At 62.6% G+C, this 24,773-nt stretch carries 31 protein-coding genes; 15 read left to right on the forward strand and 16 right to left on the reverse strand.

What is annotated here, in order from left to right:
• Positions 1-1,503 carry an Asp-tRNA(Asn)/Glu-tRNA(Gln) amidotransferase subunit GatB gene (gene gatB, locus QAZ22_RS21755; protein WP_278202752.1) on the reverse strand — a complete coding sequence of 501 codons (1,503 nt, stop codon included), beginning with the start codon at positions 1,501-1,503 and terminating at the stop codon, positions 1-3.
• A 282-nt stretch (positions 1,504-1,785) separates the two neighbouring features.
• Between gatB and QAZ22_RS21760 the strand changes: the two genes are divergently transcribed.
• On the forward strand, positions 1,786-2,043 hold the full coding sequence (locus tag QAZ22_RS21760) for a YjhX family toxin (protein WP_278202753.1): 258 nt from the start codon (positions 1,786-1,788) through the stop codon (positions 2,041-2,043).
• 55 nt (positions 2,044-2,098) lie between these two features.
• Here QAZ22_RS21760 and QAZ22_RS21765 read toward each other — a convergent pair whose 3' ends face one another.
• Positions 2,099-2,530: a CBS domain-containing protein gene (locus tag QAZ22_RS21765; RefSeq protein ID WP_278077672.1), complete on the reverse strand. Its 432-nt coding sequence runs from the start codon at positions 2,528-2,530 to the stop codon at positions 2,099-2,101.
• A 215-nt stretch (positions 2,531-2,745) separates the two neighbouring features.
• The gene (locus QAZ22_RS21770; protein WP_278202754.1) at positions 2,746-3,483 is read right to left on the reverse strand and encodes a rhomboid family intramembrane serine protease; all 738 of its coding nucleotides are present in this window, start codon (positions 3,481-3,483) and stop codon (positions 2,746-2,748) included.
• A 401-nt stretch (positions 3,484-3,884) separates the two neighbouring features.
• Here QAZ22_RS21770 and QAZ22_RS21775 point away from each other — a divergent pair, with 401 nt between their 5' ends.
• The 4 genes from QAZ22_RS21775 (at position 3,885) to QAZ22_RS21790 (ending at position 6,924) form a co-directional block, all read left to right on the forward strand.
• The gene (locus QAZ22_RS21775) at positions 3,885-4,523 is read left to right on the forward strand and encodes a PAS domain-containing protein (protein ID WP_278202755.1); all 639 of its coding nucleotides are present in this window, start codon (positions 3,885-3,887) and stop codon (positions 4,521-4,523) included.
• Between the two features lie 173 nt (positions 4,524-4,696).
• The gene (locus tag QAZ22_RS21780) at positions 4,697-5,311 is read left to right on the forward strand and encodes a PilZ domain-containing protein (protein WP_278077675.1); all 615 of its coding nucleotides are present in this window, start codon (positions 4,697-4,699) and stop codon (positions 5,309-5,311) included.
• A gap of 264 nt (positions 5,312-5,575) precedes the next feature.
• A complete protein-coding gene (locus tag QAZ22_RS21785; protein ID WP_278202756.1) occupies positions 5,576-6,181 on the forward strand; it encodes a transglutaminase-like cysteine peptidase in 606 nt (201 codons plus the stop codon).
• 167 nt (positions 6,182-6,348) lie between these two features.
• The gene (locus QAZ22_RS21790; protein WP_278202757.1) at positions 6,349-6,924 is read left to right on the forward strand and encodes an ankyrin repeat domain-containing protein; all 576 of its coding nucleotides are present in this window, start codon (positions 6,349-6,351) and stop codon (positions 6,922-6,924) included.
• A 27-nt stretch (positions 6,925-6,951) separates the two neighbouring features.
• On the opposite strand, the gene QAZ22_RS21795 is transcribed toward QAZ22_RS21790, so the two are convergent.
• Together QAZ22_RS21795 and QAZ22_RS21800 are read right to left on the reverse strand one after the other, a co-directional pair.
• Positions 6,952-7,479 carry a gamma carbonic anhydrase family protein gene (locus QAZ22_RS21795; protein WP_278077678.1) on the reverse strand — a complete coding sequence of 176 codons (528 nt, stop codon included), beginning with the start codon at positions 7,477-7,479 and terminating at the stop codon, positions 6,952-6,954.
• A 107-nt stretch (positions 7,480-7,586) separates the two neighbouring features.
• Positions 7,587-7,907: a hypothetical protein gene (locus QAZ22_RS21800; RefSeq protein WP_278202758.1), complete on the reverse strand. Its 321-nt coding sequence runs from the start codon at positions 7,905-7,907 to the stop codon at positions 7,587-7,589.
• A 108-nt stretch (positions 7,908-8,015) separates the two neighbouring features.
• Between QAZ22_RS21800 and QAZ22_RS21805 the strand changes: the two genes are divergently transcribed.
• Positions 8,016-8,738: a hypothetical protein gene (locus tag QAZ22_RS21805; RefSeq protein WP_278202759.1), complete on the forward strand. Its 723-nt coding sequence runs from the start codon at positions 8,016-8,018 to the stop codon at positions 8,736-8,738.
• Positions 8,739-8,844: 106 nt separating this feature from the next.
• Positions 8,845-10,083 (forward strand): cytochrome P450, encoded by a 1,239-nt coding sequence (locus QAZ22_RS21810; protein WP_278202760.1) that lies wholly within the window; start codon positions 8,845-8,847, stop codon positions 10,081-10,083.
• Here the strand turns inward: QAZ22_RS21810 and QAZ22_RS21815 are convergent.
• The 6 genes from QAZ22_RS21815 to QAZ22_RS21840 form a co-directional block, all read right to left on the reverse strand.
• Positions 10,077-10,268, reverse strand: coding sequence for a hypothetical protein (locus QAZ22_RS21815; RefSeq protein ID WP_278202761.1), 192 nt, complete (start codon positions 10,266-10,268; stop codon positions 10,077-10,079). The two genes, QAZ22_RS21810 and QAZ22_RS21815, sit on opposite strands and share 7 nt — an antisense overlap.
• A gap of 10 nt (positions 10,269-10,278) precedes the next feature.
• A complete protein-coding gene (locus tag QAZ22_RS21820) occupies positions 10,279-10,623 on the reverse strand; it encodes a cupin domain-containing protein (protein ID WP_278202762.1) in 345 nt (114 codons plus the stop codon).
• A 4-nt stretch (positions 10,624-10,627) separates the two neighbouring features.
• Positions 10,628-11,908: an O-acetylhomoserine aminocarboxypropyltransferase gene (locus tag QAZ22_RS21825; protein ID WP_278202763.1), complete on the reverse strand. Its 1,281-nt coding sequence runs from the start codon at positions 11,906-11,908 to the stop codon at positions 10,628-10,630.
• Between the two features lie 160 nt (positions 11,909-12,068).
• A complete protein-coding gene (locus QAZ22_RS21830; protein WP_278202764.1) occupies positions 12,069-12,590 on the reverse strand; it encodes a CoA-binding protein in 522 nt (173 codons plus the stop codon).
• Entirely contained in the window at positions 12,587-13,363 is a 777-nt protein-coding gene (locus tag QAZ22_RS21835) for an AAA family ATPase (RefSeq protein ID WP_278202765.1), read from the reverse strand. Before QAZ22_RS21835 ends, QAZ22_RS21830 begins: the two co-directional genes overlap by 4 nt.
• A 40-nt stretch (positions 13,364-13,403) precedes the next feature.
• Positions 13,404-14,225 (reverse strand): enoyl-CoA hydratase, encoded by an 822-nt coding sequence (locus QAZ22_RS21840; protein WP_278202766.1) that lies wholly within the window; start codon positions 14,223-14,225, stop codon positions 13,404-13,406.
• Between the two features lie 150 nt (positions 14,226-14,375).
• Between QAZ22_RS21840 and QAZ22_RS21845 the strand changes: the two genes are divergently transcribed.
• Genes QAZ22_RS21845 through QAZ22_RS21855 form a run of 3 tightly spaced genes read left to right on the forward strand, consistent with a single transcriptional unit; the run spans position 14,376 to position 15,506 of the window.
• Positions 14,376-14,831, forward strand: a complete 456-nt coding sequence (locus QAZ22_RS21845; RefSeq protein WP_278202767.1) for a PaaI family thioesterase — start codon at positions 14,376-14,378, stop codon at positions 14,829-14,831.
• 49 nt (positions 14,832-14,880) lie between these two features.
• A complete protein-coding gene (locus QAZ22_RS21850; protein WP_278207903.1) occupies positions 14,881-15,072 on the forward strand; it encodes a type II toxin-antitoxin system HicA family toxin in 192 nt (63 codons plus the stop codon).
• Between the two features lie 35 nt (positions 15,073-15,107).
• Positions 15,108-15,506, forward strand: coding sequence for a type II toxin-antitoxin system HicB family antitoxin (locus QAZ22_RS21855; protein ID WP_278202768.1), 399 nt, complete (start codon positions 15,108-15,110; stop codon positions 15,504-15,506).
• 48 nt (positions 15,507-15,554) lie between these two features.
• Here QAZ22_RS21855 and QAZ22_RS21860 read toward each other — a convergent pair whose 3' ends face one another.
• Positions 15,555-16,148, reverse strand: a complete 594-nt coding sequence (locus tag QAZ22_RS21860; RefSeq protein WP_278202769.1) for a TetR/AcrR family transcriptional regulator — start codon at positions 16,146-16,148, stop codon at positions 15,555-15,557.
• Positions 16,149-16,239: 91 nt separating this feature from the next.
• Between QAZ22_RS21860 and QAZ22_RS21865 the strand changes: the two genes are divergently transcribed.
• The 3 genes from QAZ22_RS21865 to rpsI all read left to right on the forward strand — a co-directional run bounded on the left by QAZ22_RS21865 (position 16,240) and on the right by rpsI (position 17,874).
• Complete coding sequence (locus QAZ22_RS21865; protein WP_278202770.1) at positions 16,240-16,641, forward strand: SRPBCC family protein; 402 nt, start codon at positions 16,240-16,242, stop codon at positions 16,639-16,641.
• A 292-nt stretch (positions 16,642-16,933) separates the two neighbouring features.
• Positions 16,934-17,398 carry a 50S ribosomal protein L13 gene (gene rplM, locus QAZ22_RS21870; protein WP_059184834.1) on the forward strand — a complete coding sequence of 155 codons (465 nt, stop codon included), beginning with the start codon at positions 16,934-16,936 and terminating at the stop codon, positions 17,396-17,398.
• Positions 17,398-17,874, forward strand: coding sequence for a 30S ribosomal protein S9 (gene rpsI / locus QAZ22_RS21875; RefSeq protein ID WP_278202771.1), 477 nt, complete (start codon positions 17,398-17,400; stop codon positions 17,872-17,874). The genes rplM and rpsI overlap by 1 nt, the downstream gene beginning before the upstream one ends.
• An 11-nt stretch (positions 17,875-17,885) precedes the next feature.
• On the opposite strand, the gene QAZ22_RS21880 is transcribed toward rpsI, so the two are convergent.
• Positions 17,886-18,914 carry an acyltransferase gene (locus tag QAZ22_RS21880; protein ID WP_278202772.1) on the reverse strand — a complete coding sequence of 343 codons (1,029 nt, stop codon included), beginning with the start codon at positions 18,912-18,914 and terminating at the stop codon, positions 17,886-17,888.
• Between the two features lie 228 nt (positions 18,915-19,142).
• A complete protein-coding gene (locus QAZ22_RS21885; RefSeq protein WP_278202773.1) occupies positions 19,143-20,054 on the reverse strand; it encodes a LysR family transcriptional regulator in 912 nt (303 codons plus the stop codon).
• A gap of 95 nt (positions 20,055-20,149) precedes the next feature.
• Here QAZ22_RS21885 and QAZ22_RS21890 point away from each other — a divergent pair, with 95 nt between their 5' ends.
• On the forward strand, positions 20,150-21,022 hold the full coding sequence (locus QAZ22_RS21890; protein WP_278202774.1) for an aldo/keto reductase family oxidoreductase: 873 nt from the start codon (positions 20,150-20,152) through the stop codon (positions 21,020-21,022).
• A 213-nt stretch (positions 21,023-21,235) separates the two neighbouring features.
• Here QAZ22_RS21890 and QAZ22_RS21895 read toward each other — a convergent pair whose 3' ends face one another.
• Both QAZ22_RS21895 and QAZ22_RS21900 read right to left on the reverse strand, forming a co-directional pair.
• Positions 21,236-22,294 carry a glycerophosphodiester phosphodiesterase family protein gene (locus QAZ22_RS21895; RefSeq protein WP_278202775.1) on the reverse strand — a complete coding sequence of 353 codons (1,059 nt, stop codon included), beginning with the start codon at positions 22,292-22,294 and terminating at the stop codon, positions 21,236-21,238.
• Between the two features lie 136 nt (positions 22,295-22,430).
• Positions 22,431-23,645 (reverse strand): acyltransferase, encoded by a 1,215-nt coding sequence (locus tag QAZ22_RS21900; protein WP_278202776.1) that lies wholly within the window; start codon positions 23,643-23,645, stop codon positions 22,431-22,433.
• Between the two features lie 124 nt (positions 23,646-23,769).
• Here QAZ22_RS21900 and speB point away from each other — a divergent pair, with 124 nt between their 5' ends.
• On the forward strand, positions 23,770-24,771 hold the full coding sequence (speB, locus tag QAZ22_RS21905; protein ID WP_278202777.1) for an agmatinase: 1,002 nt from the start codon (positions 23,770-23,772) through the stop codon (positions 24,769-24,771).
• The last annotated feature ends 2 nt before the right edge of the window (positions 24,772-24,773 follow it).

Below are 24,773 nucleotides of genomic sequence, written 5' to 3' on the forward strand. Positions count from 1 at the left end.
CTAGCCCTCGATGCCGAGCTTGGCCTTGACCAGCTCGTTGACCGCCTGCGGGTTCGCCTTGCCGCCGGTCGCCTTCATCACCTGGCCGACGAACCAACCGGCCATGGTCGGCTTGGCGCGCGCCTGCTCGGCCTTGTCGGGGTTGGCGGCGATGACCTCGTCGACAGCTTTCTCGATGGCGCCGGTGTCCGTGACCTGCTTCATGCCTCGGCTCTCGACCAGCTGGCGTGGGTCGCCGCCCTCGTTCCAGACGATCTCGAACAGGTCCTTGCCGATCTTGCCGGAGATCGTGCCTTCCTTGATCAGGTCGATGACCGCCCCCAGCTGATCGGGCGAAACCGGCGCATTTTCAATATCTTTGCCGGCCTTGTTGAGAGCACCCAGCAGGTCGTTGATGACCCAGTTGGCGGCAAGCTTGCCGTCACGCCCGGCCGCCACCTTCTCGAAATAGTCGGCGATCGGCTTCTCCGACACCAGCACTGACGCGTCGTAGGTCGAGAGTCCGAGCGAGCCGATCAGCCGCGCTTTCTTGTCGTCGGGCAATTCAGGCAGATGCTGTGCCAGATCATCGACGTAGACCTGGTCGAACTCCAGCGGCAAAAGGTCGGGATCCGGGAAATAGCGGTAGTCATGCGCCTCTTCCTTAGAGCGCATCGAGCGCGTCTCGCCCTTGTTGGGGTCGAAAAGACGGGTCTCCTGCTCGATCGCACCGCCATCTTCGAGGATGGCGATCTGCCGGCGCGCCTCGGATTCGATGGCCTGGCCGATGAAGCGGATCGAGTTGACGTTCTTGATTTCGCAGCGCGTGCCGAAGGCGCCTCCGGGGCGGCGCACTGAGACGTTGACGTCTGCGCGCAGCGAGCCTTCGTCCATGTTGCCGTCGCAGGTGCCGAGATAGCGCATGATGGTGCGCAGCTTGCTGACATAGGCCTTGGCCTCGTCGGCGGAGCGCATGTCGGGCTTGGAGACGATCTCCATCAGCGCCACGCCCGAGCGGTTGAGATCGACATAGGACATGGTCGGATGCTGGTCGTGCATCGACTTTCCGGCATCCTGCTCGAGATGCAGCCGCTCGATGCCGACCTCGATGTCCTCGAATTCGCCCTGCCGATCCGGACCGACAGACACGATCACCTTGCCCTCGCCGACGATCGGTTGCTTGTACTGCGAGATCTGGTAGCCCTGCGGCAGGTCCGGATAGAAGTAGTTCTTCCGGTCGAAGACCGACTTGTGGTTGATCGCGGCCTTCAGGCCCAGCCCGGTGCGGATCGCCTGCTTGACGCACTCCTCGTTGATTACCGGCAGCATGCCGGGCATCGCCGCGTCGACCAGGCTGACATTGGCGTTGGGCGCGGCGCCGAAAGACGTCGAGGCGCCGGAGAAGAGCTTCGCCTCGGACGTCACTTGCGCATGCACTTCGAGACCGATGATGATCTCCCAGTCGCCGGTAGCCCCGGAGATCAGGCGTTTCGGATCTGGCGTGCGGGTATCGATGATGCTCATTGAGGCCTACGTACTTAGAATTCTCGGATATGCATAACGCATATTTTTGATGTGCAACTTCGCTAGTGCAAACCGCCCGGCGAGACAAGCGCAAAGCCGCCTGCTGGCCTTTTCCGCCGCTTTCGCCTATAGGACATCCATCCCAATGGAGAGTGGATGTCCACTTACGCTCAGTCCCGGTAAGGCCCTGACCTCCTAGCGAGGCAGGGCGACAAAAACCTGAAACCCCGTGCCGCGATTTCCCGCGGCGGCGGCTTTTGTTGTTTTCCCGGGAATTCTTCAATGGACATTTCGCGTAACGAACAGCGCATCCTGCACCTGCTCGCGCAAGGCGGGCGCATCGAAATCGAAAAGAACGACAGCAAGAAGATCGCTTCGGTCCAATGCCTGACCCGCGACGGCTGGCATTATCCGGGCCTCGACCTTGACCTCTTTCGAAAGCTAAGGCGGAAGAAGGCCGTATCTTCGTCTTCCGGCGGACCCTACCGCATCACCAGACGCGGGCTGGAACTGGTCCGCGCCGAGCTCGACAACAGATAGAGGCTTTCAGGCCCGGTTCCGCCGGCCGGCAATGGCCGGCGGTTCCTCGCCCGCCTCAGGCAGTGGCGATATAAGCCCGGATCTCCTCGGCCTCGCGCTCGACATCCTCGATGCGGCGCTTGACCACGTCGCCGATGGAGACGATGCCATCGAGCATACCATCCTTCTCCACCGGAAGGTGGCGGAAGCGGCCCCTGGTCATGATTTCCATGACCTCGTTGACCGTATGGCTCTCGTTGCAGATCTTGACCTTGGGCGTCATGGCCGAACGCACCGCGATATCGAGCGCCGCCGCTCCTTCCCTGGCTATGACCCGCACGATGTCGCGTTCCGAAAGAATGCCGACGATCTTGCGGTCGCCATTGGTGATGACCAGCGCGCCGATCCGGTGCTCGGTCAGGATCCGGATGGCTTCGCTCAGCTTTTCATTGGGCCCGAGCGTGAACACGTCATGGCCCTTGCTTTCAAGAATTGCCTTAACCGTCATGGCGTCCTCCTCAGCCTTGCTCGCCGGCTCCTGCCCTGACCGGCTTAAGCCCCAGCGCCCTCGGGAAGACGCTGGGTGGCTTAAAGCGCGCCGCAGCACGCTTTAAGTCATTGTTTTGATGCATGTCTCTCTCCCAAAACCGCTTCGCAGTTTTGGGCGACATGCATGGCAACATCGTGCGCCGTGATTGGTTGCATTTCAAGTATGATGCGGAGTTACTCGGCCGGCGCCGGACGGTCGAAAAAACGCAGGCCGAAGAAGCCGGCCACAAAGCCACCGATATGGGCTTCCCAAGCGATCTGGCCGTCGATACCCGGCGCGAAGCCTAGCAGGCCGGTGGCGAGGTTGATCACCATCCAAACGCCGAGAAAGGTCACGACGCCACGCAAGCGCAACACGATTGCGATCGGCAACGGATCGCCGGCGAAGGCCGCCCGGCCGGACGAGCGGTCGATGCGGAAGCCGTAGCGCGCCGCCGCACCCATCATGCCCGAGATCGCGCCCGAAGCGCCGACGAGCGGCATCTCGCCATAAGGGTGCATTGCCCAGAACAGCGCGACCGAAGCGAGCCCGGTCACGGCGTAGAATACCGCGAATCGGAGGGCGCCTAGGCGATTGGCAAGCGGCGAGCCGAAAGCGGCAAGCCAGACCATGTTGATGGCGATATGGGCAAAGCCCCCATGCATGAAGGCGTAGGTGAAGGGACGCGTGAACAGGAACCAGTCGAAGCCGTACTGGCCGGTATAGAGCACCGGGATGAAGGCTCCATCGTAGAGCAGCGTCATTTGCTGGGTTTCGTTCAGCACATATTGCTGCAGCAAAAAGACGATCGCGCATATCGCGATCACCGCCAGCACCACCGGCGGCAGGTTGAACACCGGCTCGCGGCGCGGCTCCGGCGCTTCTTCGTCCGGCCGCTGTTCGGGTTCAGTCGGGCTTACCGGTTCGTTCATGCGCACTTGGAGTTGGCTGAAGATTCGATGTGAGCGCCAGCATGTAGTTCACGCCCAAGCGAATCACAAACCGCGAATCGCCACAGCCGAAGCGAATCAAAAGGAAAGCCGTCCAGGGCTTCCCCTGAACGGCCGGTCGAGTCCCCTGCTCCCCGAAAACTCCGACTAAAGCGCTGTCGATCGCTGCTGAAACGACCGTTTGGAGTGGTTTTCGATGTGCCACAGGCCCCGCAGGCACGCAATGTAAACCACTTGTTAACCTTAACGCCCCCGACCCGTGAACAAACGTTAACGATACTGGCACGCATCCTGCTCCGCACCGCATGAAGGTCATCGGAGGGCGCCCTGTCTGTTCGCCGATGGGACAGCAAGAAAGACAGATTGCTCGGAGCGGAATGGAAATGAATCAGAACGGATCAATCACGCTGTTCCAATATTGGAACCAGCTGCGTGATGGCCGCCCGGCCCCGAAACGTTCGGAAGTCGAGCCGGCGGACATCAAGTCGCTTCTGGCCGATACGTTCATCCTGGAGCGCGACACGCGCGGCGAAGCCGTCTTTCGGCTGGCCGGCACCAGGCTCTGCGCCTATTACGGCCGCGAGCTCAAGGGGTTCTCCTTCCCTTCGCTCTGGCGCGAGAAGGACCAGCGGCTGGTGTCGCGGCTCATCCACGGCGTCTTCGACCAGAAATCGGTGCTGCTGCTGAACTACGAGGGCTTTAGCCAAAACGGCCGTTCCAACAAGTTCGAACTGCTTGCGCTGCCGCTCGACGGCGGTGTCGAGAACCCGCGCTGCCTGGGCATTATCAGCTCTGCGGAAAGGCCATTCTGGCTGGGCGCCGACCCGCTCGTCGACGCCCTGATCGACGCGATCCGGGTCATCGATCCCGACAAGGAACCGATGTTCCTGAAGAACCGACCCGCGATCGACGTTCCGTCGCTCGTTCCGACTGAGTTCGATGCGCCCGAAACCATTTCGGCGCTCGGCCGCGTGCGCCGGATCCGGCACCTCGTCGTCTTTGACGGCGGGCGCAACGAATAAGGCGATCGCGACGTTTTTGCCCTAATCGGACCTTGCTTCCCGCCTTGCCATGGCGTCTGGTCCCAAGCCATTTAGGGCCGGCTTTTTCCCCTTTGTTAACCTGCTTTGCTGTAACTTTTTCCGGTGAAATTCCTCGCATCGGCGCGCGGAATGCCAACGGGGTGTAGGCAGTCATGAGGTCAGCGGCGGAATACGCGCCGTCCCGAGTGGAGCGGCGTAATTTCCAGCGCGTCCGGGTCAAGATCTACGGGCGATTCATGCTGGAAGACCGCACCGAGCATCCGTGCCAGGTGATCGACATGTCGCCCGGCAATGTCGCCTTGCGCACCGATCGCGTCGGCATGCCGGGCGAAAAGGTCATTGCTTATATCGACCATATCGGCCGCATCGAAGGCGTCGTGACGCGGACCTCGCAGGACGGATTCGCCATGACCGTCATCGCTTCGGACCGCAAGAAGGACAAGCTCGCCGCGCAGCTCACCTGGCTTGCCAACAAGCACGAGTTGGACTTGCCGGAGGATCGCCGCCACGAGCGCGTCGCGCCGCGCAATCCGATGAGCGTGCTGCAGCTCACCGACGGGCGCCAGTATCAGTGCCGCATCATCGACCTGTCGCTTTCGGGCGCGGCGATCGAGATCGACGTCAAGCCGGCGATCGGCGTGCAGGTCATGCTGGGGACAATGCGCGGCCAGGTGGTGCGTCACTTCGAGGACGGCGTGGCCATCGAATTCGCCGTCATCCAGCGGCCGGAGACATTGGATTCGGAATTCAACGCGCCGCGGTCCTGACCACTCCAAAACCAGGCAAGCACCGAACCGGCCCCTCAGCGGCCGGTTTTTTGTTGGTCGGATTGTGCCTCTCGTAATCAGGCGGCATGTCGAGGCACCGCGAGAGCCGGGGACGGCGCCCGGCGAAATCTCAACAATCCGAAATCGAGACAGTTCAAATTTTATATTTATTCTACGGGCGTTTTACTCAATATCTGCTTCGGGTTTTTGCGCCAAATAAATCCCAACGTGGCACAGTCTCTCTCAAACGGGGAGACTACCATAATGAAAATGATGAGGGGCAAGCTGTTGCTCTTGGCAATGGCGATGCAGCTTTCCGCTTGGGGAACGGCAAACGCTGGACCGGTTTTCATGCATACGGGCGGCCGCACCACCCAACCGGTCGGCCATTATGAATTCTGCCAGCGCATCCCGGTCGAGTGCAACGAGAGGATGCCGAAAGGATCACCGGTCGAACTGACCCGCAAGCTGTGGACGACGATCATCAACGTCAACAATTCGGTCAATACGCGCGTCAAGCCGCGCACCGACATGGAGATTTATGGGGTCGAGGAATATTGGGCCTACCCCGAAAACGGCTATGGCGACTGCGAGGACTATGCGCTGGAGAAGCGTCGCGAGCTGATGGCCGCGGGCGTGCCCGCTGGCGACCTTTTGATGACGGTCGTGCGCCAGCCGAATGGCGACGGTCACGCGGTGCTGACGGTACGCACCAGTCTCGGCGAATTCATCCTCGACAACCTCGAGCCGAAAGTGCTCGCCTGGAACGACACGGTCTACACCTACCTCAAACGTCAATCGACCGAGAATTCGGGCGTTTGGGTTTCGATCAACGACGGCCGCGAGGATGCGGTCGCCAGCGTCCGCTAAGGACGCGACCAAAAAGCCCGGTCGAGTCCCCACCCTCCCCGTCCCCAACGACCGGGTTTTAGGAGCCGGCCCTGTCCCCGGGCCGGCTCCGCCTTTTCCGGCGACGCTTACCCGCCACTTCGATCGCAGGCTGGCCGGCCTTTCTTATTGCAGTGGATGAGAGCAACATGGCTGCTCATTCCGGATGGAGGGCGATGCTGGAAATCCCTGACGATCGCGGCGCGCGTCACCTGTTGTTCAAGGCCATAGATGATGCCTTCAAGGCGGGCGACTTCGAGGGTCTCGGCAAGGCGCTCGGCGGATCGGCGCGATGGTTCGACGAGAGAATGGCCTTCGAGCTCGGCCTTGGCCATCCGCTGGAATACGCGATCCATTGGAGTCCGATCGCTTTCATCGCAACCTTGCTTGGTGCGGGCTCAAATCCGAACTACGAGGACCTTGCCGGTTTTCCTTCAATCATCGCGGCACTGTCGACGAAGCGGCCGGACAGGCTGGACGTCATCCGGCTCCTGCTGGAACGCGGCGCCGACCCGAACATGCGCGGCGTGAACGACTGGACGCCCCTGCACTATGCGGTGGCGCAGCGCGATGCGGAGGCAATCCGCCTGCTGCTGGCCTCGGGCGCGGATCCATCGCTCAGGACGCACATCGACGACTATGAGACCGCCCTGGAAGGCGCCGACGAAGCCGGCTTCGAAGCGGGGGCGTCGCTGCTGCGCGAGGCGATGTCCCGGCAAGGTTAAGCCGGCGGCGCCACCGGCCAGCTCGCTTCAGGCCTGCTTCAATCCGGCCTTGAAGCGTTTGCCATTGGCGACATAGTGCGCGGCCGAGACGCGCAGCCGCTCGATCGCCGCGTCGTCCAGCGTCCGTATCACCTTGGCGGGCGAACCGACGATCAGGGAATTGTCCGGAAAGACCTTGTTTTCCGTCACCAGGGCGCCGGCGCCGACCAGCGAATTCCTGCCGATCTTCGCGCCGTTGAGCACGATGGCGCCCATGCCGATCAGGCTGTTGTCGCCGACCGTGCAGCCGTGCAGCAGCGCGCGATGACCAATCGTGCAGCCCTGGCCGATGGTGAGCGGATAGCCCGGATCGGTGTGCATGACCGTGTGTTCCTGCACATTGGTGTCGGCGCCGATCGTGATCGGCTCGCCGTCGCCGCGGATGACGACGCCGAACCAGAAGCCGGCATTGCGGCCTATGCTGATATCGCCGATCAGCGTGGCATCCGGCGCAACCCAGTTGGTTTCGGCATCCTCGAACCGAGGCGCTTTCCCATCGATCGCGAAGATCGGCATTTTTCGTCTCCGATTCGTCTCAAAGCCGGGAATTCGGCAGAGCCTAACCCATGTCTCGCAAAAGTGTGCAGCGGTTTCGGGACAAAGACATGCTTAAAATCAAAGACCTAAAGACCGGTTGCCCATGAGGCAATGGCGATCAGCACGATGCCGAGCGCCAGCGCCCAGGCCATGGCCGTGCAGCCGCAGGAAAGCAGCGCCAGCGTGCCGATGCGCCCGTCGCGCCGTGCAGCCAGCGCTTCATTGGTGAGCATGAATGCGCCGGCGCAGGCGGTCGCCGCAAGCGAGCGCGCAATATGGGCGGGCGACACATAGGGTTCGGCGAAGGCCAGCCGGTGGCCGGAGATGAGTTCCATCGCCGAGCCCGCAAGCCCGCACGCCGTCAGGCCGACCGCAAAAGCGTAGAGAGGGAGCAACATGAAATCCATCTTTACCAACCGTTTACCATGAGACCGCACAGTCGTGCCGACGCGCTGCAAGGGCCATGCCGCGCAAGCTGTGCCACCTGAGGACAGGTGAGCGGATCGGGGATCGCGATGAGAGAGGCAGCCGCCGCCGAGCAATTTGAGGTCGTCGACTCGACCTTCATGAAGCGGGTCTTCTACGCCTTCGCGGCGCTGGCCCTGCTTTCGGTGGCGATCAGCGTCGGCGGCAAATGGCTTGGCCGGTCGATCGCCATGGCCGGCTATACCGACGACACGACGGTCCGACAGGTCGTCATCGGTAACAACCTGATCAGCGTGCCGGCCAACTTCATCCGCTTCGACCAGGCCAGGCGCGACGGCATCGCCACGCGCCTCGATCTTTACCTGCGCTATCCCGAGATGGACGGCTACAGCAGCGCCGCGCGCGACGACTTCAACCACGCCACGACCAAGAAGATCATCTTCCTGTCGTTCGAGCCGCGCATGATGTCGCGCGACATGAGCGGCCGTTTCGCGCCGATCTACAGCGCCTTGATCGTCAAGCCCGGCACGCCGGGCCCGAGCGGCACGACGCTTTACGGCTTCACCGAGAAATCGGGTTATCTCAACGAGGTGCTGGCGGTCGCCGACCGGCCGGGCAAGGACCCGTTCGTCGCCCGCTGCCTGAGCGGGCCAAGTGCCGAGGAATCGCTGGCCCCCTGCGAGCGCGACATCCAGGTTGGGGACGATCTCAGCCTCACCTACCGTTTTCCGCGCGAGCTGCTCGGGAACTGGCAGGCGCTCGACGCCGCGATCGCCGCGAAGGTGGCAGGCATCCTGAGGACTGGACGCTGAAGCGCGCCGCTGCGGCCCTTCGTCCCCTCCTGGCTCAACGCATCGGCATGACGGACGCCAAGATACGGTCTGGCATCAGGCTGACGAGGCGCGCTATTGGTCGAACATGATGCCAGCCTATCTCGCCTTCGACCCCGCCAGCCGTCGCCTGCGGCTCGACCCGCACGAGCCGGCCTTCGTGCAGAACCCGTATGAGGCCTATGCCTTGCTGCATGGCGCCTCGAACGCCTTCTTCTGGGAGGATTACGGCTTCTGGTGCTTTGGCGGCTTCGACGACGTCAACCGCCTGCTGCGCGACCGCCGTTTCGGCCGGCAGAACCCGGCAGGCATTCCCGACAGCCGCGGCGTCGGGGACGATCGTTCGCACCTCACCGCCTTCGACGCGATCGAGGCGAATTCCATGCTGGAGCTCGAGCCGCCGGTGCACACGAGGCTGCGGACACTGGTCAACCGCGCCTTCGTCTCGCGTCAGGTCGAGCGGCTGAGGCCGCGCATCGAGGCTCTGGCCAATAAGCTGATCGACCGCTTCGAGCCGGGCGGCGCCGATCTCCTGCCCGCCTACGCCTCGCCTTTGCCGATCACCATCATCGCCGAGATGCTGGGTGTCCCGGTCGAGATGGGACCTCAATTGCTCGACTGGTCGCACCGGATGGTCGCCATGTACATGCATGGCCGCACGCACGTGGTTGAAGAGACCGCGAACCGCGCCGCGCGCGATTTTTCCGACTTCCTGCGCCGCTATATTGCGGAGCGGCGCAATAAACCCGGCGACGATCTGCTTTCGCTGCTGATCGAGGCTCAGGACAACGGCCAGAAGCTTTCCGAAGACGAATTGGTTTCCTCGGCGATCCTTCTCCTCAATGCCGGACACGAAGCGACCGTGCACCAGACCGGCAATGCCGTGCGTTCGATCCTCGCGCAAGGCGGCGATCCGCGTCGTTTCTTCGCTACGCCTGAAGCAAACGCGGCAGCGGTCGAGGAATGCCTGCGCTTCGACGCGCCGCTGCACATGTTCCTGCGCTATGCCTATGAGGAGATCGAAGCGGCGCCGGGCATTTTGGTCAAGCCCGGCGAGACGGTCGCGCTGCTGCTCGGCATGGCCAATCACGACCCGCTGGCGTTTGCCGATCCTGGAACCTTCAACCCGGACCGCGCGGACCAGAAAAACGTCTCCTTCGGCGCCGGCATCCATTTCTGCATCGGCGCGCCGCTGGCGCGGCTTGAGCTGCAAGTGTCGTTGAAAACGCTGTTCGACCGGCTGCCGAAACTGCGCCTGGCCGAGGAGCCACGCTCCCGCGACACCTACCATTTCCACGGGCTGGAGCGGCTTGCGGTCTATTACTGATGACGAAAGACAATCGACCTGATGTGATCAGAGAGGTTTCTTCGCAACTGATCAGACGTCAGCAAAAGCTCGGGATGGGCGCGGGCGTGCTCGAGGATTGGCACAACCTCCTCTCGCAGCCAACGCAAGCGTTGCACCGCATCGCCTTCTGGGGGCTGTTCGCTCAAACCGATCCTGTCGTTCATTTTCAGGCACCTAGAGCCGGATCACATATTCCTTCCGCGTCGTCTCGAGCACCTCCCAGGTGCCCTTGAAGCCGGGCCGCAGCACGAAGCTGTCGCCGGTCCTGACCGTGCGCGTCTCGCCGCCGTCCTCGGCAATCACCGAGACGCCCGCCAGAATGTGGCAGAACTCCCATTCGTCGTAGACGATCCGCCACTTGCCGGGCGTCGCTTCCCAGATGCCGGCATAGAGGCCGCCTTCTTGCTCCTCGACATTCCAGGTTCGGAATTTCGGCTCGCCCGAAATCACGCGGTCCGGGGCCGGCGCGCCGGCCTCCGGTTCGACGCTTTCGATATTGACCGCAAGGAAGGCCGACATCGGATCAGACCTTATCGAGCGCCTGTTCGAGATCGGCGACGATGTCGTTGACATCCTCGATGCCGATCGACAGCCGGACGGTGTCCGGTCCGGCGCCGGCCTTGATCTTCTGCTCGTCGGAAAGCTGGCGGTGCGTGGTCGAGGCCGGATGGATGACCAGCGACTTGGTGTCGCCGACATTGGCAAGGTGCGAGAACAGCTCCAGCGCCTCGACGAACTTGACGCCAGCCTCATAGCCGCCCTTGAGGCCGAAGGTGAACACGGCGCCCGCGCCCTGCGGCGAATATTTCTTCTGCAGCGCGTTGTTCTTGTCGCCGGGCAGGCCGGGATAGTTCACCCACGCGACCTTCGGATGGTTCGACAGCCAGCCTGCGACGCTCGCCGCGTTGTCGCAGTGGCGCTGCATCCTGAGCGGCAGCGTTTCGAGGCCGGTCAGGATCAGGAAAGCGTTGAAGGGCGAGATGGCCGGGCCGATATCGCGCAGACCGAGCACGCGGGCTGCAATCGCGAAGGCGAAGTTGCCGAAGGTCTCATGCAGGACGAGACCGCCATACTCGGGGCGCGGCTCCGACAGCATCGGATACTTGCCCGATTTCGACCAGTCGAAGGTGCCGCCGTCGATGATGGCGCCGCCGATCGAATTGCCGTGGCCGCCGATGAACTTGGTCAGCGAATGCACGACGATGTCGGCACCGTGCTCGATCGGCCGTACCAGATAGGGCGAGGCCAGCGTGTTGTCGACGATCAGCGGCAGGCCGTGCTTGCGGGCGATATCGCCGATCTTCTCGATGTCGACGAAGATGCCGCCCGGATTGGCGAGGCTTTCGATGAAGATCGCCTTGGTCCTGTCGTCGATCTGGCTTTCGAAGGTCGACGGATCGTTGGTATCGGCCCAGCGCACCTGCCAGCCGAAGTTCTTGAAGGCATGGCCGAACTGGTTGATGGAGCCGCCATAAAGCTTTGTGGCAGATACGAAATTGTCACCCGGCTGCATCAGATTGTGGAAGACCAGCACCTGGGCGGCGTGGCCGGATGCAACGGCAAGGGCGGCCGTGCCGCCTTCGAGCGCCGCTATGCGTTCCTCGAGAACCGCCTGCGTCGGATTCATGATGCGCGTGTAGATGTTGCCGAAGGCCTTCAGCCCGAACAGCGATGCGGCATGATCGGCGTCGTCGAAGACATAGGAAGTGGTCTGGTAGATCGGCGTGGCGCGCGCGCCGGTCGCCGGATCCGGCTTGGCGCCGGCATGAACGGCGAGCGTGTTGAAACCGGGCGTACGGGTCACGGAAACCTCCCTCTGGTGATCCAGCGAAAATCGCCGGGCATTCTTGGCTAAGCCCGGCTGGGAATGCAAAGAAGAAAATACCTTTCGGCATGCGATCTGCGGCGAACGGCGGAGAAAATCCATCTCTTCCCGGAATAATTTTGCGCAGCCTGCGGGAGGCTTATTTCTGCCGCACACCGAAGCTCTGGAAGCCCTGGCGCATCAAGGGCTTCTTCGACGACAGCACGCCGGAATTGACACCGGTCCAGCCGATCTCGCCCGACAGCTTGCCGTATTCGATCTTCGGGCAGCGGTTCATCACCACCTTGATGCCGGCGGCCTCGGCGCGGGCAGCTGCCTCGTCATGGCGCACGCCTAGCTGCATCCAGACGACCTTGGGCAGCGGATCCATCTTCAACACCTGGTCGACGATACCCGGCACTGCCGGTGAGCCACGAAAAATGTCAACCATGTCGACCGGATGCGGCAGGTCGGCCAGGCTGGCATAGACCGTCTGTCCCAGGATCTGCTTGCCGGCATGACCGGGATTGATCGGCAGCACCGAAAAGCCCTTGGCAAGCAGATATTTCAGCACGAAATAGCTGGGCCTCACGTCGTTGGGGGAGGCGCCGACCATGGCGATCGTCTTCACCGAGTTCAGGATAGCGGCGATGTAGGCGTTGTCGTAGGCGTCGTGATTCATGGCTCGTCCTCATACAGCGCTTCGGCGAGAAAGGCAGCCGGATCGCTGCAGAAGTCGCGCATCATGCGAAAATGATCGGTGTCGTGAAAATCGGTCGCATCGAGGCCGAAGCGGCTGATGCGGAAAAGCCGCGCGTTCGGGCAGGCCATCAGCAGCGGCGAATGCGTCGCCATGATCACCTGCGCGATGCCGGAACGCTCCATCCGTTGGAGCAGCTTCAGCAACTCGATCTGGCGCGTCGGCGACAGCGCGCTTTCGGGCTCGTCGAGGATGTAGATGCCTTGGCGGCGGCAGCGCTCTTCGAAGAAGCGGATGAAGCCCTCGCCATGCGACCAGGACAGGAAATCGGGCGGCGGCGCGCCAACATCCAGTGCTGCCCGATCGAGATAGCGCGCTACCGAATAAAACGACTCAGCGCGAAAGAACCATCCCGCGGTAACCTTCGGCAGCCAATGGCACCGTAACGCGGCAGCAAGTGAAATGCCGCTCTTGTCCACGGCACTGGAATGATCGACCGGCCGGTAGCCTTTGCCGCCGCCGGCCTCGTCATAGCCGGCCAGCGCGCCTATTGCTTCGAGTAGCGTCGACTTGCCGGTGCCGTTCTCGCCGACGATGATGGTGATGGCCGACGTGAATTCGAACTCGAATTCGCGATCCCGGAAGATCGGCAGGTTCCAGGGATATTGCTCCCAATCCGCCACCCGCGACGGATCGAGCAGGATGCGCTTGAGATAGGGCGCCTTTAGCCGCGTCAGTTGCTTGCGGGCAGCCACGTCGGACCCTCAACGATGGAAAAGCGCGGCTGCATCCGGGCTATTCGTCGGTCCATTCCGGCTTGCGCTTGCCAATGAAGGCGCCGATGCCTTCCTCGGCGTCGCGGGCCAGCATGTTTTCCATCATAACGCGGCCAGTATAGGCGTAAGCATCGGCCAGACCCATCTCGGCCTGGGCATAGAACGCTTCCTTGCCGGTCTTGACCACCAAAGACGATTTGGATGCAACGGTTTGCGCGTATTTGTTGACAACCTGATTCACATATTCGCGCGGCACGATGCGGTTGACCAGGCCGAATTCCTTGGCGGTCGCGGCGTCGATCGTCTCGCCGGTAAGCAGCATTTCCATGGCCTGCTTGCGCGAGACGTTGCGCGACAGCGCCACCATCGGCGTCGAGCAGAACAGGCCGATATTGACGCCCGGCGTGCAGAAGGTCGCCTCGTGCGAGGCAATCGCGAGGTCGCAGCTCGCGACAAGCTGCAGGCCGGCGGCGGTGGCCAGGCCATCGACCTCGGCGATCACCGGCTTGGGGTGGCGCACGATGGTCTGCATGAGCGTCGCGCAGGCGGCAAAGGTCTTTTCGAAGAAGGCGCGTCCGCGGTCGGCATCGGCGCGGTGCGCGGTCATTTCCTTGAGATCGTGGCCGGCGCAGAACACCTTGCCGGACGCCGCCAGGATGATGACGCGCACGGATTTGTCTTCCTTCACGCGGTCGAATTCGGCCTGCAGCGCAGCCATCGTCGCCAGCGAGAGCGCATTGGCCGGCGGGCTGGCGAGCGTGAGGCGCAGCACACCCTTGTCCTGGGTGGCAGAAACGGGGCCGTCGCCGACGGCCGGCTTGATGGCAACGACTTCAGCCACTTTCTAAACCTCTCGGGTCAGCGCTCGCGGTTCATGGAGCAACAGAACTAGCACGCTGCCGGTTGAAGAACAGCCGCGAGACGTGTTTTCTCCGTCGCACCGTTTGGTCCAGCGTGCCTGGAACTTACCTACTCATATAGGACACCGCCGATGCCAGCCCAAAGCAATCTGAAGCCGGTGCTCAACGCGGCGGAAGTCAACGCGCTGATGGCGAGTGTCTATCCGCAGCTGAACGACCAATTCTCCTTCTACGAAGCGATCGAGGTGTTCCCAGGCGGCTGCACGGTCCGGCTCAACGCCGACGAGCGGCATCTGCGCCCGGGCGGCACGGTCTCAGGCCCATCATTGTTCACGCTGGCCGATATCGGCGGTTATGTCTGCGTGCTCAGCCACGCCGGGCCGGACGCGCTGTCGGTGACCACCAACCTCAACATCAACTTCATGCGCAAGGCCGAGGCGGGGCCGATCGACGGCCATTGCCGAATCCTGAAGCTCGGCAAAAGCCTGATGGTGTTCGATATCGACATCGTCGCCGGCCCGGACAGGCACACCGTGGCGCACGCCACCGGCACCTATTCGATCCCGCCGCCCAAGATATCAAGCTGACAATTGAAATGCCTTCGATGTGTATATATATGCGCACAGGTGATGTTTGATCGAGCGTGACAGCCGTAAAATCGTGAAGCGTCTCAAGGACGACGGTTTCGAGCTGGTATCCGTTCGCGGCTCGCATCACAAATTTCGAAAGGGCGAGATCGTGTTGATCGTACCGCATCCGGAGAAGGATCTGCCAATAGGCACTGCTCGCGCAATCGCCAAGCAAGCAGGCTGGATCAAAACAAACTGATCCCATCCTGGGCAGCAGGTAAGTTGGAGGCTGTTGTGAAGAGCTATTTTGCTTTGGTCGACAAAGATGCGGGCAGCGCTTTCGGCATTCGCTTTCCAGACATTCCCGGCTGCTTTTCAGCCGCGGATGCTGCAGAAGAAATCATTCCGAATGCGGTCGAGGCGTTACAATTGTGGGCAGAGGACATGCCAGTCCCCGAACCTTCCAGCCACGAGGCGATCGTCTCGCTTTCGGAGGTTCGCACGGCCTTGGCCGAGGGAGCATACTTGGTGTCGGTGCCGTTGATCGACAATGACAGTGCTGTGGTCAGGGCCAACGTCACGTTTGAGCGTGGCGTCTTGCGAGCGATCGATGCTGCGGCGCGTGAACGCGGCATAACAAGATCCGCGTTCCTGGCCAGCGCAGCGCGCAAGGAAATCGAAGCCAAGCACTAAACTGCAACACTCACGCTCGCCGAAGCACTACTGAATTCCTGTCATCACCTATTTGTCCGCCGACGGTCCTAGAATCTGCAGGACCGTCTCGCGGATGAGGTGGCGCAAGTTTGCTGGCTTGTCGAGGTGGCTGGCGACGAGCAGTCCGTCGCCGGCAACGGTGAGGATGTCGGCGGTGGTTTCCGGATCCGGTTTGCCGTCGTCTGCAAGCAAGCCGCACAGGAGGTCATGCTTCCACCGCCTGTGCTCGGCGATCGCCTGCCTCACCGGATGGCCAGGGTCCGGATATTCGGCGGCGGCATTGAGAAACGGGCAGCCGCGATAGCCTGGTTGAGCGGCTGCATCCGCAACAAGGTCGAAGATAGCCAGGATCATATCCCGCGCCGGTCGCTTGCCGATTCGGTCGGTCGCAGCCCTCCCTAACCGGCTTTGGTTCTGGACATAGGCTCGGACCAGCTCATCCTTGGCTGGAAAGTATTTGTAGAAAGTGGCCTTCGCCACGCCTGCCTCCGCGATGATCCGATCGACGCCGACCGCGTGCACGCCCTCCGCATAGAAGAGCCTCGTCGCCGTATCCAGAACGCGATTGCGCGCGGAACTTCCGCGACCAATGTCAGTAATGTCAGCAGTGCGATCCGCCATCCCGTATATCCTTTGACGCGACTCGTTTTCCAGCCTACAGACAGATTTGTCTAGTAGACAGGTTTGTCTATCTCCAACCAGAGGTGCAAAAATGGGATCAGTCATCAGGGAAATGGTGGTCGATGCGTTGCCGGAAAAGGTCTGGCAGACCGTCGGCAACTTCGCCGAGGGACCGCGGCTGACAACGCCGGACATCTTCGTGGATTGCCGGCTGGTCGAGCCCGACTTGCGGCAGATGATCTTTGCCGACGGCAAGGTCGTGCACGAGAGGCTGATTGCCCGCGACGAACAGGCACGCCGGATCGTCTGGGCATGGGAAGGCGAAGAGGTGGCGCACGACAACACCTCCATGCAGGTCTTTGCCGAGAATGATGGACGCAGCCGACTGGTGTGGATCCATGACACGTCGCCGGATGAGCTCTGCGGCTGGCTCGCCGCAGCAATGGACCAGCTTGCGCCCGAGATCCGCCGCTCGCTCGAAGCTGCCGGCTGAAGTCCGGATCGTCGGAAGGCGTTCCGACTATTGGCCGGAGCGCTCTTTCCTTGCGGTAAAATAGCACCACATAGCCAAACTATTGTTTTTATCTCTTTTTGTGCGCCAGATGAGTTTTCGGCCGCCTTGACGCGCCTGATACCCTCGCCTATAAGCCCTCGCGAAGCAGCGGCCCGCAACGGCCGCCGTTTTATTATTGGCGAATGGCCTCAGCGTCCTCGCCAATCCAAGCAACAAAAAACGCCTTTCCTTGTCCCTCGCGGATGAGGAAGGTCAACTCGAGAGCAAAACCATGGCTACCTTTTCGCAGAAGCCTGCGGATGTGGTGAAGAAGTGGGTGCTGATCGACGCCGAGGGTCTCGTCGTCGGCCGCCTCGCCACTGTCATCGCCAACCATCTGCGCGGCAAGCACAAGCCCACCTTCACGCCGCATGTCGATGATGGCGACAACGTCATCGTCATCAACGCCGACAAGGTGGTGTTCACCGGCAAGAAGTACACCGACAAGGTCTACTACTGGCACACCGGCCATCCCGGCGGCATCAAGGAGCGCACCGCGCGCCAGCTGCTCGAGGGCCGTTTCCCTGAGCGCGTCGTCGAGAAGGCCGTCGAGCGCATGATCCCGCGCGGCCCGCTTGGCCGCCGCCAGATGAAGAATCTTCGCGTCTATGCAGGCGCCGAACATCCGCACGCCGCCCAGCAGCCCGTCACGCTCGACGTGGCCAAGCTGAACTCCAAGAACAAGAGGGCCTCGTAATGGCTGAGCTTTCCTCGCTCGCAGAACTCGGGACTGTCACGACCGCCGCGCAGCCGGCCGCGCCCGTCCATGTCCAGAAGCTCGACAAGTCGGGCCGCGCCTATGCCACCGGCAAGCGCAAGAACGCCATCGCGCGCGTCTGGGTGAAGCCGGGCTCCGGCAAGATCATCGTCAACGACAAGGAATTCGCGACCTATTTCGCGCGTCCGGTGCTGCAGATGATCCTCAACCAGCCGATCGTCGCCACCAACCGCGCCGGCCAGTACGACATCGTCGCCACCGTCATCGGCGGCGGCCTCTCCGGCCAGGCGGGCGCCGTGCGTCACGGCATCTCCAAGGCGCTGACCTATTACGAGCCGGCGCTGCGCGCGGTGCTCAAGAAGGGCGGCTTCCTGACCCGCGACAGCCGCGTGGTCGAGCGCAAGAAGTACGGCAAGGCGAAGGCCCGCCGCAGCTTCCAGTTTTCCAAGCGCTAAGCGCTACACGATCAAGCTTCTCGAAAGGCCGCCTCCGGGCGGCCTTTTGCTTTCAGGTATGGTCGGGTCAGTCCCGTCAGATAACGCCGAACCGGCTGATCGAACGAGCGCAGCACGACGCCAGACGCAGCGACGATGGCGATGGACGCGACGAAAGCCGCGAAATTGTAAGCGGCCAAATCATGCGTGATCCTCACGATCAGCAGCGAGCAAAAGTAAAACAGCGGCCGGTGGATGGCATAAAGCGGGTAGGAGATATCCCCGAGCCACTGCGACCAGCCCACCGACATGGCAGGCATCGTCTCGTCGCTGGCGGCGGCCACGAGAATGATCGCGCAGAATACCGCGTCAATCAGCAGGAAGAGTATCCCGGGCGGCCTGATCGACGTGGGCATGACGAGAATGAGAACGACGGCGGCAGTGCAAAAAAGCCAACCGAACCGAACTGCCGTCAATTGCAGCTTGTTCGACATACGGTACATGAGCACGCCCAGGAAAAAACCAAGGAGCGCGCGGGCGAACAACATCAGCATCCTTACCTCCGGCTGGAGCAAGATGCAGATTGCGGACACGATGACCACGGCAATCAACAGACCCTGCGCTCGCCGGCTATACAGCCACGCGGCGTAGATCACATTGACGACGATCTCGAAGAACAGCGACCAGAAGACGGTATTGAGAGGAAACAGTTCGTCTCCTTCGGCTATGGCCAGTTTCGGGAGCAGAATGAGAGAAGCCGAGAACTGAGCGCCCAACGTCCATAGATCGCCGGGATGCGCGACATAGTGGGCCAATCCGGCCAAAAGCCCCAGCACGCTGCCAACCACAATCATCGGCCAGAGGCGGATGAAACGCGCCAGGAAGAAGGACGATTGAGCCAGTCCGTCTCTCAACTTGTCCTCGTAGGACAGGGCGATCACGAAGCCGCTGAGGACAAAGAAAAGATCGACGGCCAAATAGCCGCTTTGGACGACATCGACGCAATTGTGAAAAAGCATGACGCCGGTAGCCGCGATGCCACGAAGCAGATCCAGCGTCACGTATCGCCTGTGCACGCTATTCTCCCACGGCTGAGGACGGGTGGAATTTCTGTGTCGAGCCGGCTTCTCCGCGCCGCGGCAAAAAAAGCGTGGTGATCATCGCGATCGACCTCTATCGCAACTACCGCCCGACTCTATTCAGTTGTGCAGCCTGCCGACAGGGTGCGCCCCCTTCACCGATGGGAGAAGGACCATGCTCATTACGGATAATTGCCGCGTTCGGCCCAGCTACTGCCAGCGCCCGGCCGGCGTCTTGATGTAGTCGATGAAGGCGCGCAACGGCGCAGGCACGAGGCGCCGGCCCGGATAATAGAGGAACGGCCCGGAAAATTCCTGCCACCACGGCTCCAGCACAGGTTCGAGCGTGCCGCTCTCGAAATGCGGGAGCACCCAGTCCTCGAAGAGCCACAGAATGCCGACGCCGGCGATCGCCGCATCGATGGCGAGATCGACGCCTCCACCGATGCTGACGACCAATGGCCCCGTGGGATCGACCCGCACCACCTCGCCGTCGCGCTCGAACTCCCAGGGCGTCATGACCCCGCTCGGGAAACGGCCGCGCACGCAGGCATGGCCAAGCAGGTCGCGCGGGTGCTGCGGCCGACCGTGCCGGTCAAGGTAGGACGGCGCGGCGGAGGTCGTGAAGCGCTGCGCGCGCGGCCCGATCGGCACCGCGATCATGTCCTGCTCCAGCCGCTCGTCATAGCGGATTCCGGCGTCGCAGCCGGCTACCAGCAGATCGATAAAGTTCTCCTCGGCGATCACTTCCAGGCGAATGGCGGGATAGGCCGCGAGAAATCCCGGAACGATTCTGGGCAGCACCAGCCGCGAGGCGCTTATCGGCACGTTGAGACGCAAGGTTCCGGCTGGCCGGTCGCGAAAGCCGTTCACCACATCGAGCGCAGCTTCTACCTCGCCCAATGCGGGACCGAGCCGCGCCAGCAGGCTGGCGCCAGCCTCGGTCAAAGCAACGCTGCGCGTGGTGCGGTTGAAGAGCCTAACACCGAGCTGAGTTTCCAGACGGCGGATGGCTTCGCTGAGCGCGGAGGCGCTGCCCGCCGTCGCACGGGCTCCTTCGCGAAAACCGCCGGCGCGCGCCACCGCCATAAACGCCTGGAGATCGTTGAGGTCCGCCGTCATTGTCCTAAATTTCGCACAAGCTGTATCGATTATAGCCGATTATCGGAACAGCAACCATGCCCTATCTCCGCCGTCGACAGCGAAGGAGAACCACGATGTCCAGCGTAGACAAATCCGGCACCTACAAACTCGGCGACCGCTCGGTCCACCGCCTCGGCTACGGCGCGATGCAGCTTGCGGGCAAAGGCGTGTTCGGTCCGCCGAAGGACCATGACGCGGCAATCGCCGTGCTGCGCGAAGCGTTGGCGCAAGGCGTGAACCATATCGACACCAGTGACTATTACGGGCCGCACGTCACCAACAGATTGATCCGCGAGGCGCTGGCGCCCTACCCCGACGACCTCACCATTGTCACCAAGATCGGCGCCCGTCGCGGCGAAGACGCCTCCTGGCTGCCGGCCTTCACAGCCGATGAACTCGAGCATGCAGTGCACGACAACCTTCGCAATCTTGGCCTCGAGGCGATGGACGTCGTCAATCTGCGCATCATGTTCGGGGTGCATGGTCCGGCGGAAGGCTCCATCGAGGCGCAAGTCACCAAGCTTGCCGAGTTGCAACGCAAAGGCCTCGTGCGCCATATCGGTTTGAGCAACGTGACCCGCGCGCAGATCGCGGAGGGCCGCAGGATCTGCGACATCGTTTGCGTGCAGAACCAATACAATCTGGCGCACAGGCAAGACGACGCGCTGATCGACGAGCTTGCCCGCGACGGTATCGCCTATGTGCCGTTCTTCCCACTCGGCGGCTTCAGCCCACTGCAGTCCTCGACCTTGTCGGGCGTCGCGGAACGGCTCGGCGCGACGCCGATGCAGGTCGCGCTGGCGTGGCTGCTGCGGCGCTCGCCGAACATCCTGCTGATACCGGGCACGTCGTCGGTCGGGCATTTGCGGGAGAATCTTGCGGCGGCGGAGCTGGAGCTATCGGCGGAGGTGCTGGGCGAGTTGGATGGAGTCGCGAAGGCTGCGTGATTGGCTGATCTCCCTCCCTTGTGGGGGAAATGGCCGGCAGGCCAGAGGGGGCGCGAAGGAACGCCAGCCTCAACGGGCTTGCTATAAATGATGACTTGGAAATACGGGCGCGATTGGCCTAGACGCTGGACAGGCCGGCGGGACAGCGCCCCCCTCTGCCCTGCCGGGCATCTCCCCCGCTTGGGGGGAGATTGGCGGCTTCCGCGCCGCGCTCTAATTGATACTCGCGGTATGAGCCGGCTCTGCAGTCCGGCCATCGGCCGTATAAGGCACTCGATACCCGTTCGCCGCCAGCCATTCGATCGCCGCCTTCGGCTCGTCGGTCTGGATGATGGTGGCTCCGCGGTCGACCCAGAAACCCCAGGCTTCGCGCGGCAGGCTGGCGGCCACTGCCAGCTCGTCGCCGCGGCCGCCGGCGAGGAAGCCGCCCGGCTTGTTGACGATGGCATAGGTGTCGGCCCAGAGGTGCCAGTCACCTCGGATCGCCACCGCTCGCATACGGGTGCTGAACAGCGGCCCGCCGCTCGTCGTCAGCATCTCGGCACCGTTGCGCCAGGCGATCAGCTCGATGGCGCGAGGCGCGAATGCCTTGTCAACCTCGCCGGCAAAGGTGGCATCGTGCACGGCATCGTCGGCGAGGATCGGCATGAACTGGAAGCCGCCGCCCGCCTGGGCAAGCGCTGTCCTGGCCGCATCGATGCGCTGGCGGTTCCACAGGTTTTCCTTGACGATAACCTGATCGGCCATGCCGAGATCGCGGGCGACCGCGATCATGCCGGGCAGGTCGGTCACCTCCAGCTTGTTGTCGAGGTTGATCAGGATCCGGTCCTTGGTGGCGAGCAGCATCTCGCGCAGCGTCGATACCGACTCGTCGGTGACCGCGCCCGTGCCTTCGATCATCAGCCGGCATTTCTTCAGCTCGGCCAGCGTGTAATTCGCCACTTCGCCCTTACAGGTGGTCGTCCGGTCGAGCCAGCTGTCATGCATGATCACGAACGCGCCGTCCTTCGAGCGCCTGACATCGACCTCGACGATCTCCGCGCCGATCGCGATCGAACCCTCGACCGCGGCAAGCGAGTTCTCGGCATAGAGCGTCTTGCCGGCCTGCATGCTGCCGGCCCGGTGCGCGGCGATCATCACATGGTCGCGCCACTGGTTGGCGTGCTCGAAGCGGTCGAGGATTTGGGCAGCGCGCGTCTCGCCGGCCAAAGCCTGGCTCGAGGCAGTCGCAAGCGCGGCGGACAGAAGCAGGCTCAGCCAGAGTGTTCGCATCAGCGGGAATCGCTCCGTTCCGGGTCGGGACCCGGTTAGGCGATCCCCATGACAGGGCGGTGAACGAAGCCGGCTAGCTGTCTCCTTGTTTTGGCGCAATTGCGGACGGAAAACACTTTTCCTTGAATTGTTTGGGTCAAATCCGCTTGGAGCGGCGGCGGAACCATGCCAGCGCCGGCATCTCGACGAAGCGCCATGTGAGCCAGGAGGCGACGATGACGGCGATCAACATCGCTATGATCGCGGCGAAGCCGATCCATGGCGAGCCGACGCCGAAGCCGGCCACCTGATCGCCGCGCAGGGTCATGCCGCCGACGATGCCAAACCCGAGCTTGCGCTCGATGAGGCCGCCGATGTTGATCATGCGCGCCTGGACGAAGATGTGGATCATGTAGATCGAGTAGGAGAGCGAGCCGAGCAGCAGCATCGGACGGCTGCGCAGCAGCGCACTGACCAGGCCACCCTCGTGGGCGAAGAGGTAGAGGGCCAGCGCGAAGACGACGGGTGCTGCAATGCCGGCGTCATTCGTTCCGGCGACGGAAACGAACGTCCCGATCACCGCGATCATGACGAGCTCGGCCAGCGTCCAGGCGATGCGCCCTGCCCCGCCGACCATCGCCTGTCGCGCCTCTGCAATGGAATCGTGCTGAAACCAGGCAAGCAGCGCGCCGAGCGAGAAGCCGTAAAGGCAGCGAATGAAGCCGAAATCGAAGGACACGTCCATATGACGGGTCGAAAAGGCAAGCAGGAAGAAGGGCGCTGTCATGGCGGCGGCCACGAACCATATCCAGGCGCGCTTGCCGGTCGCGAACACCACGCCGGCAAAGAGCAGATAGGTGAAGAACTCGGCGGAAATGCTCCAGCTCGGGGCATTCCAGCTCAGATGATCCTCCACCCCCATGCCCTGCAGCAGGAAGAGATTGGCGATGAGGCTTCTCACGTCGAAGCCGCCGGTGAATGGCGCGGAACCCGTTCCGTGCAGTGCCGGCAGCACCAGCCGCATGGCCTCGAAGCCGGCGAAGGCGGTGAGCATCAGGAGATGCAGTGGGTAGATGCGGCCGAAACGCACCAGTGCGAAGCTGGCAAGCCCGTCCGGCTCGCCCAGCCGGCTGCCATAGGAGCTGGCGATGACGAAACCGGACAGCACGAAGAAGAAATCGACGAACAGATAGGAGCCGCCGACAAAGGCGCTTTGGGAAATCATCGACGTCGTCGGGAAATGGAACAGCGCCACCAAAAGCGCGCAGATGCCGCGCCACGAATCGAGCACCAGGAAGCGCTCGCCGGCCGCCGTGCCGGTCCGGGTCGCCGCCGGAGCGGGTGCGAGGTTCAGCAAGGCCGCTTCGGTCATAATAATACAAATCCTGTGTTGCCCTGGCACTCGGCGAGCGCCGTTCCGTATCCGCAAGCTGTGACTGGCATGTTGCGTGCCGGTTCTGTAGTTGTGGCTGCCCGCTGACAACCGAGGACCCGCAATGGCGAACAAAGAGATCGACCACGCCTTCACCGCCCGTTCCAAGACGGGCGCGTCGTTCGAGCCGACCTATGCCGGGGCGCTGTCGTTCATGCGGCGCAAATATACGAAGGACGTGAAGGGCGCGGACGCCGTCGTGTGGGGAATTCCCTTTGACGCCGCGGTCACCAACCGACCCGGGGCGCGCTTCGGGCCGCAGGCGATCCGGCGCGCCTCGGCGATCCTCGACAACGATCCGCAATATCCGTTCTCGCGCGACCTGTTCGAGCAGCTCGCGGTGGTCGACTATGGCGACTGCCTGCTCGACAGCGGCAACCATCAGAAGACTCCGGGCGCGATCGAGCGCGAGGCGGCCAAGATCCTGAGATCAGGCGCCTTCCTCTTGACGCTCGGCGGCGATCATTTCGTCACCTGGCCGCTGCTCAAGGCGCATGCCGCGATCCACGGGCCGCTGGCGCTGGTTCAGTTCGACGCGCATCAGGACACTTGGCCGGACGACGGCAAGCGCATCGACCATGGTTCCTTCGTCGCCCGTGCGGTGAACGAAGGCATCATCGATCCCGACCGCTCGATCCAGATCGGCATCCGCACGCATGCGCCGGACACGTTCGGCATCAGGATCCTCTACGGGCATGAGGTCGAGGAAATGCGCGCCTCCGACATCGCCTATGCGATCGTCGAGCGCACCGGCGGCAGGAAGACCTATCTCACCTTCGACATCGACTGCCTCGACCCGGCCTTCGCTCCCGGTACCGGCACGCCGGTAGCCGGCGGCCCTTCATCGGCCAAGATGCTCTCGACGCTGCGCCAGCTCGGCCAGGTCGATATCGTCGGCGCCGATGTCGTCGAGGTTGCGCCGGCCTACGATCATGCCGATATTACGGCGATCGCCGGATCGATCATTGCCATGCATTATCTTGGCCTGGTGGCCGAACGGAAGGCGCGGCTCGAGGACCTAAACAACGGCACTCATGCAGTTCTGCATAACGCAAACGGCATATAGAC

This window comes from Mesorhizobium sp. WSM4906 (assembly GCF_029674625.1).
Lineage (GTDB): Bacteria > Pseudomonadota > Alphaproteobacteria > Rhizobiales > Rhizobiaceae > Mesorhizobium.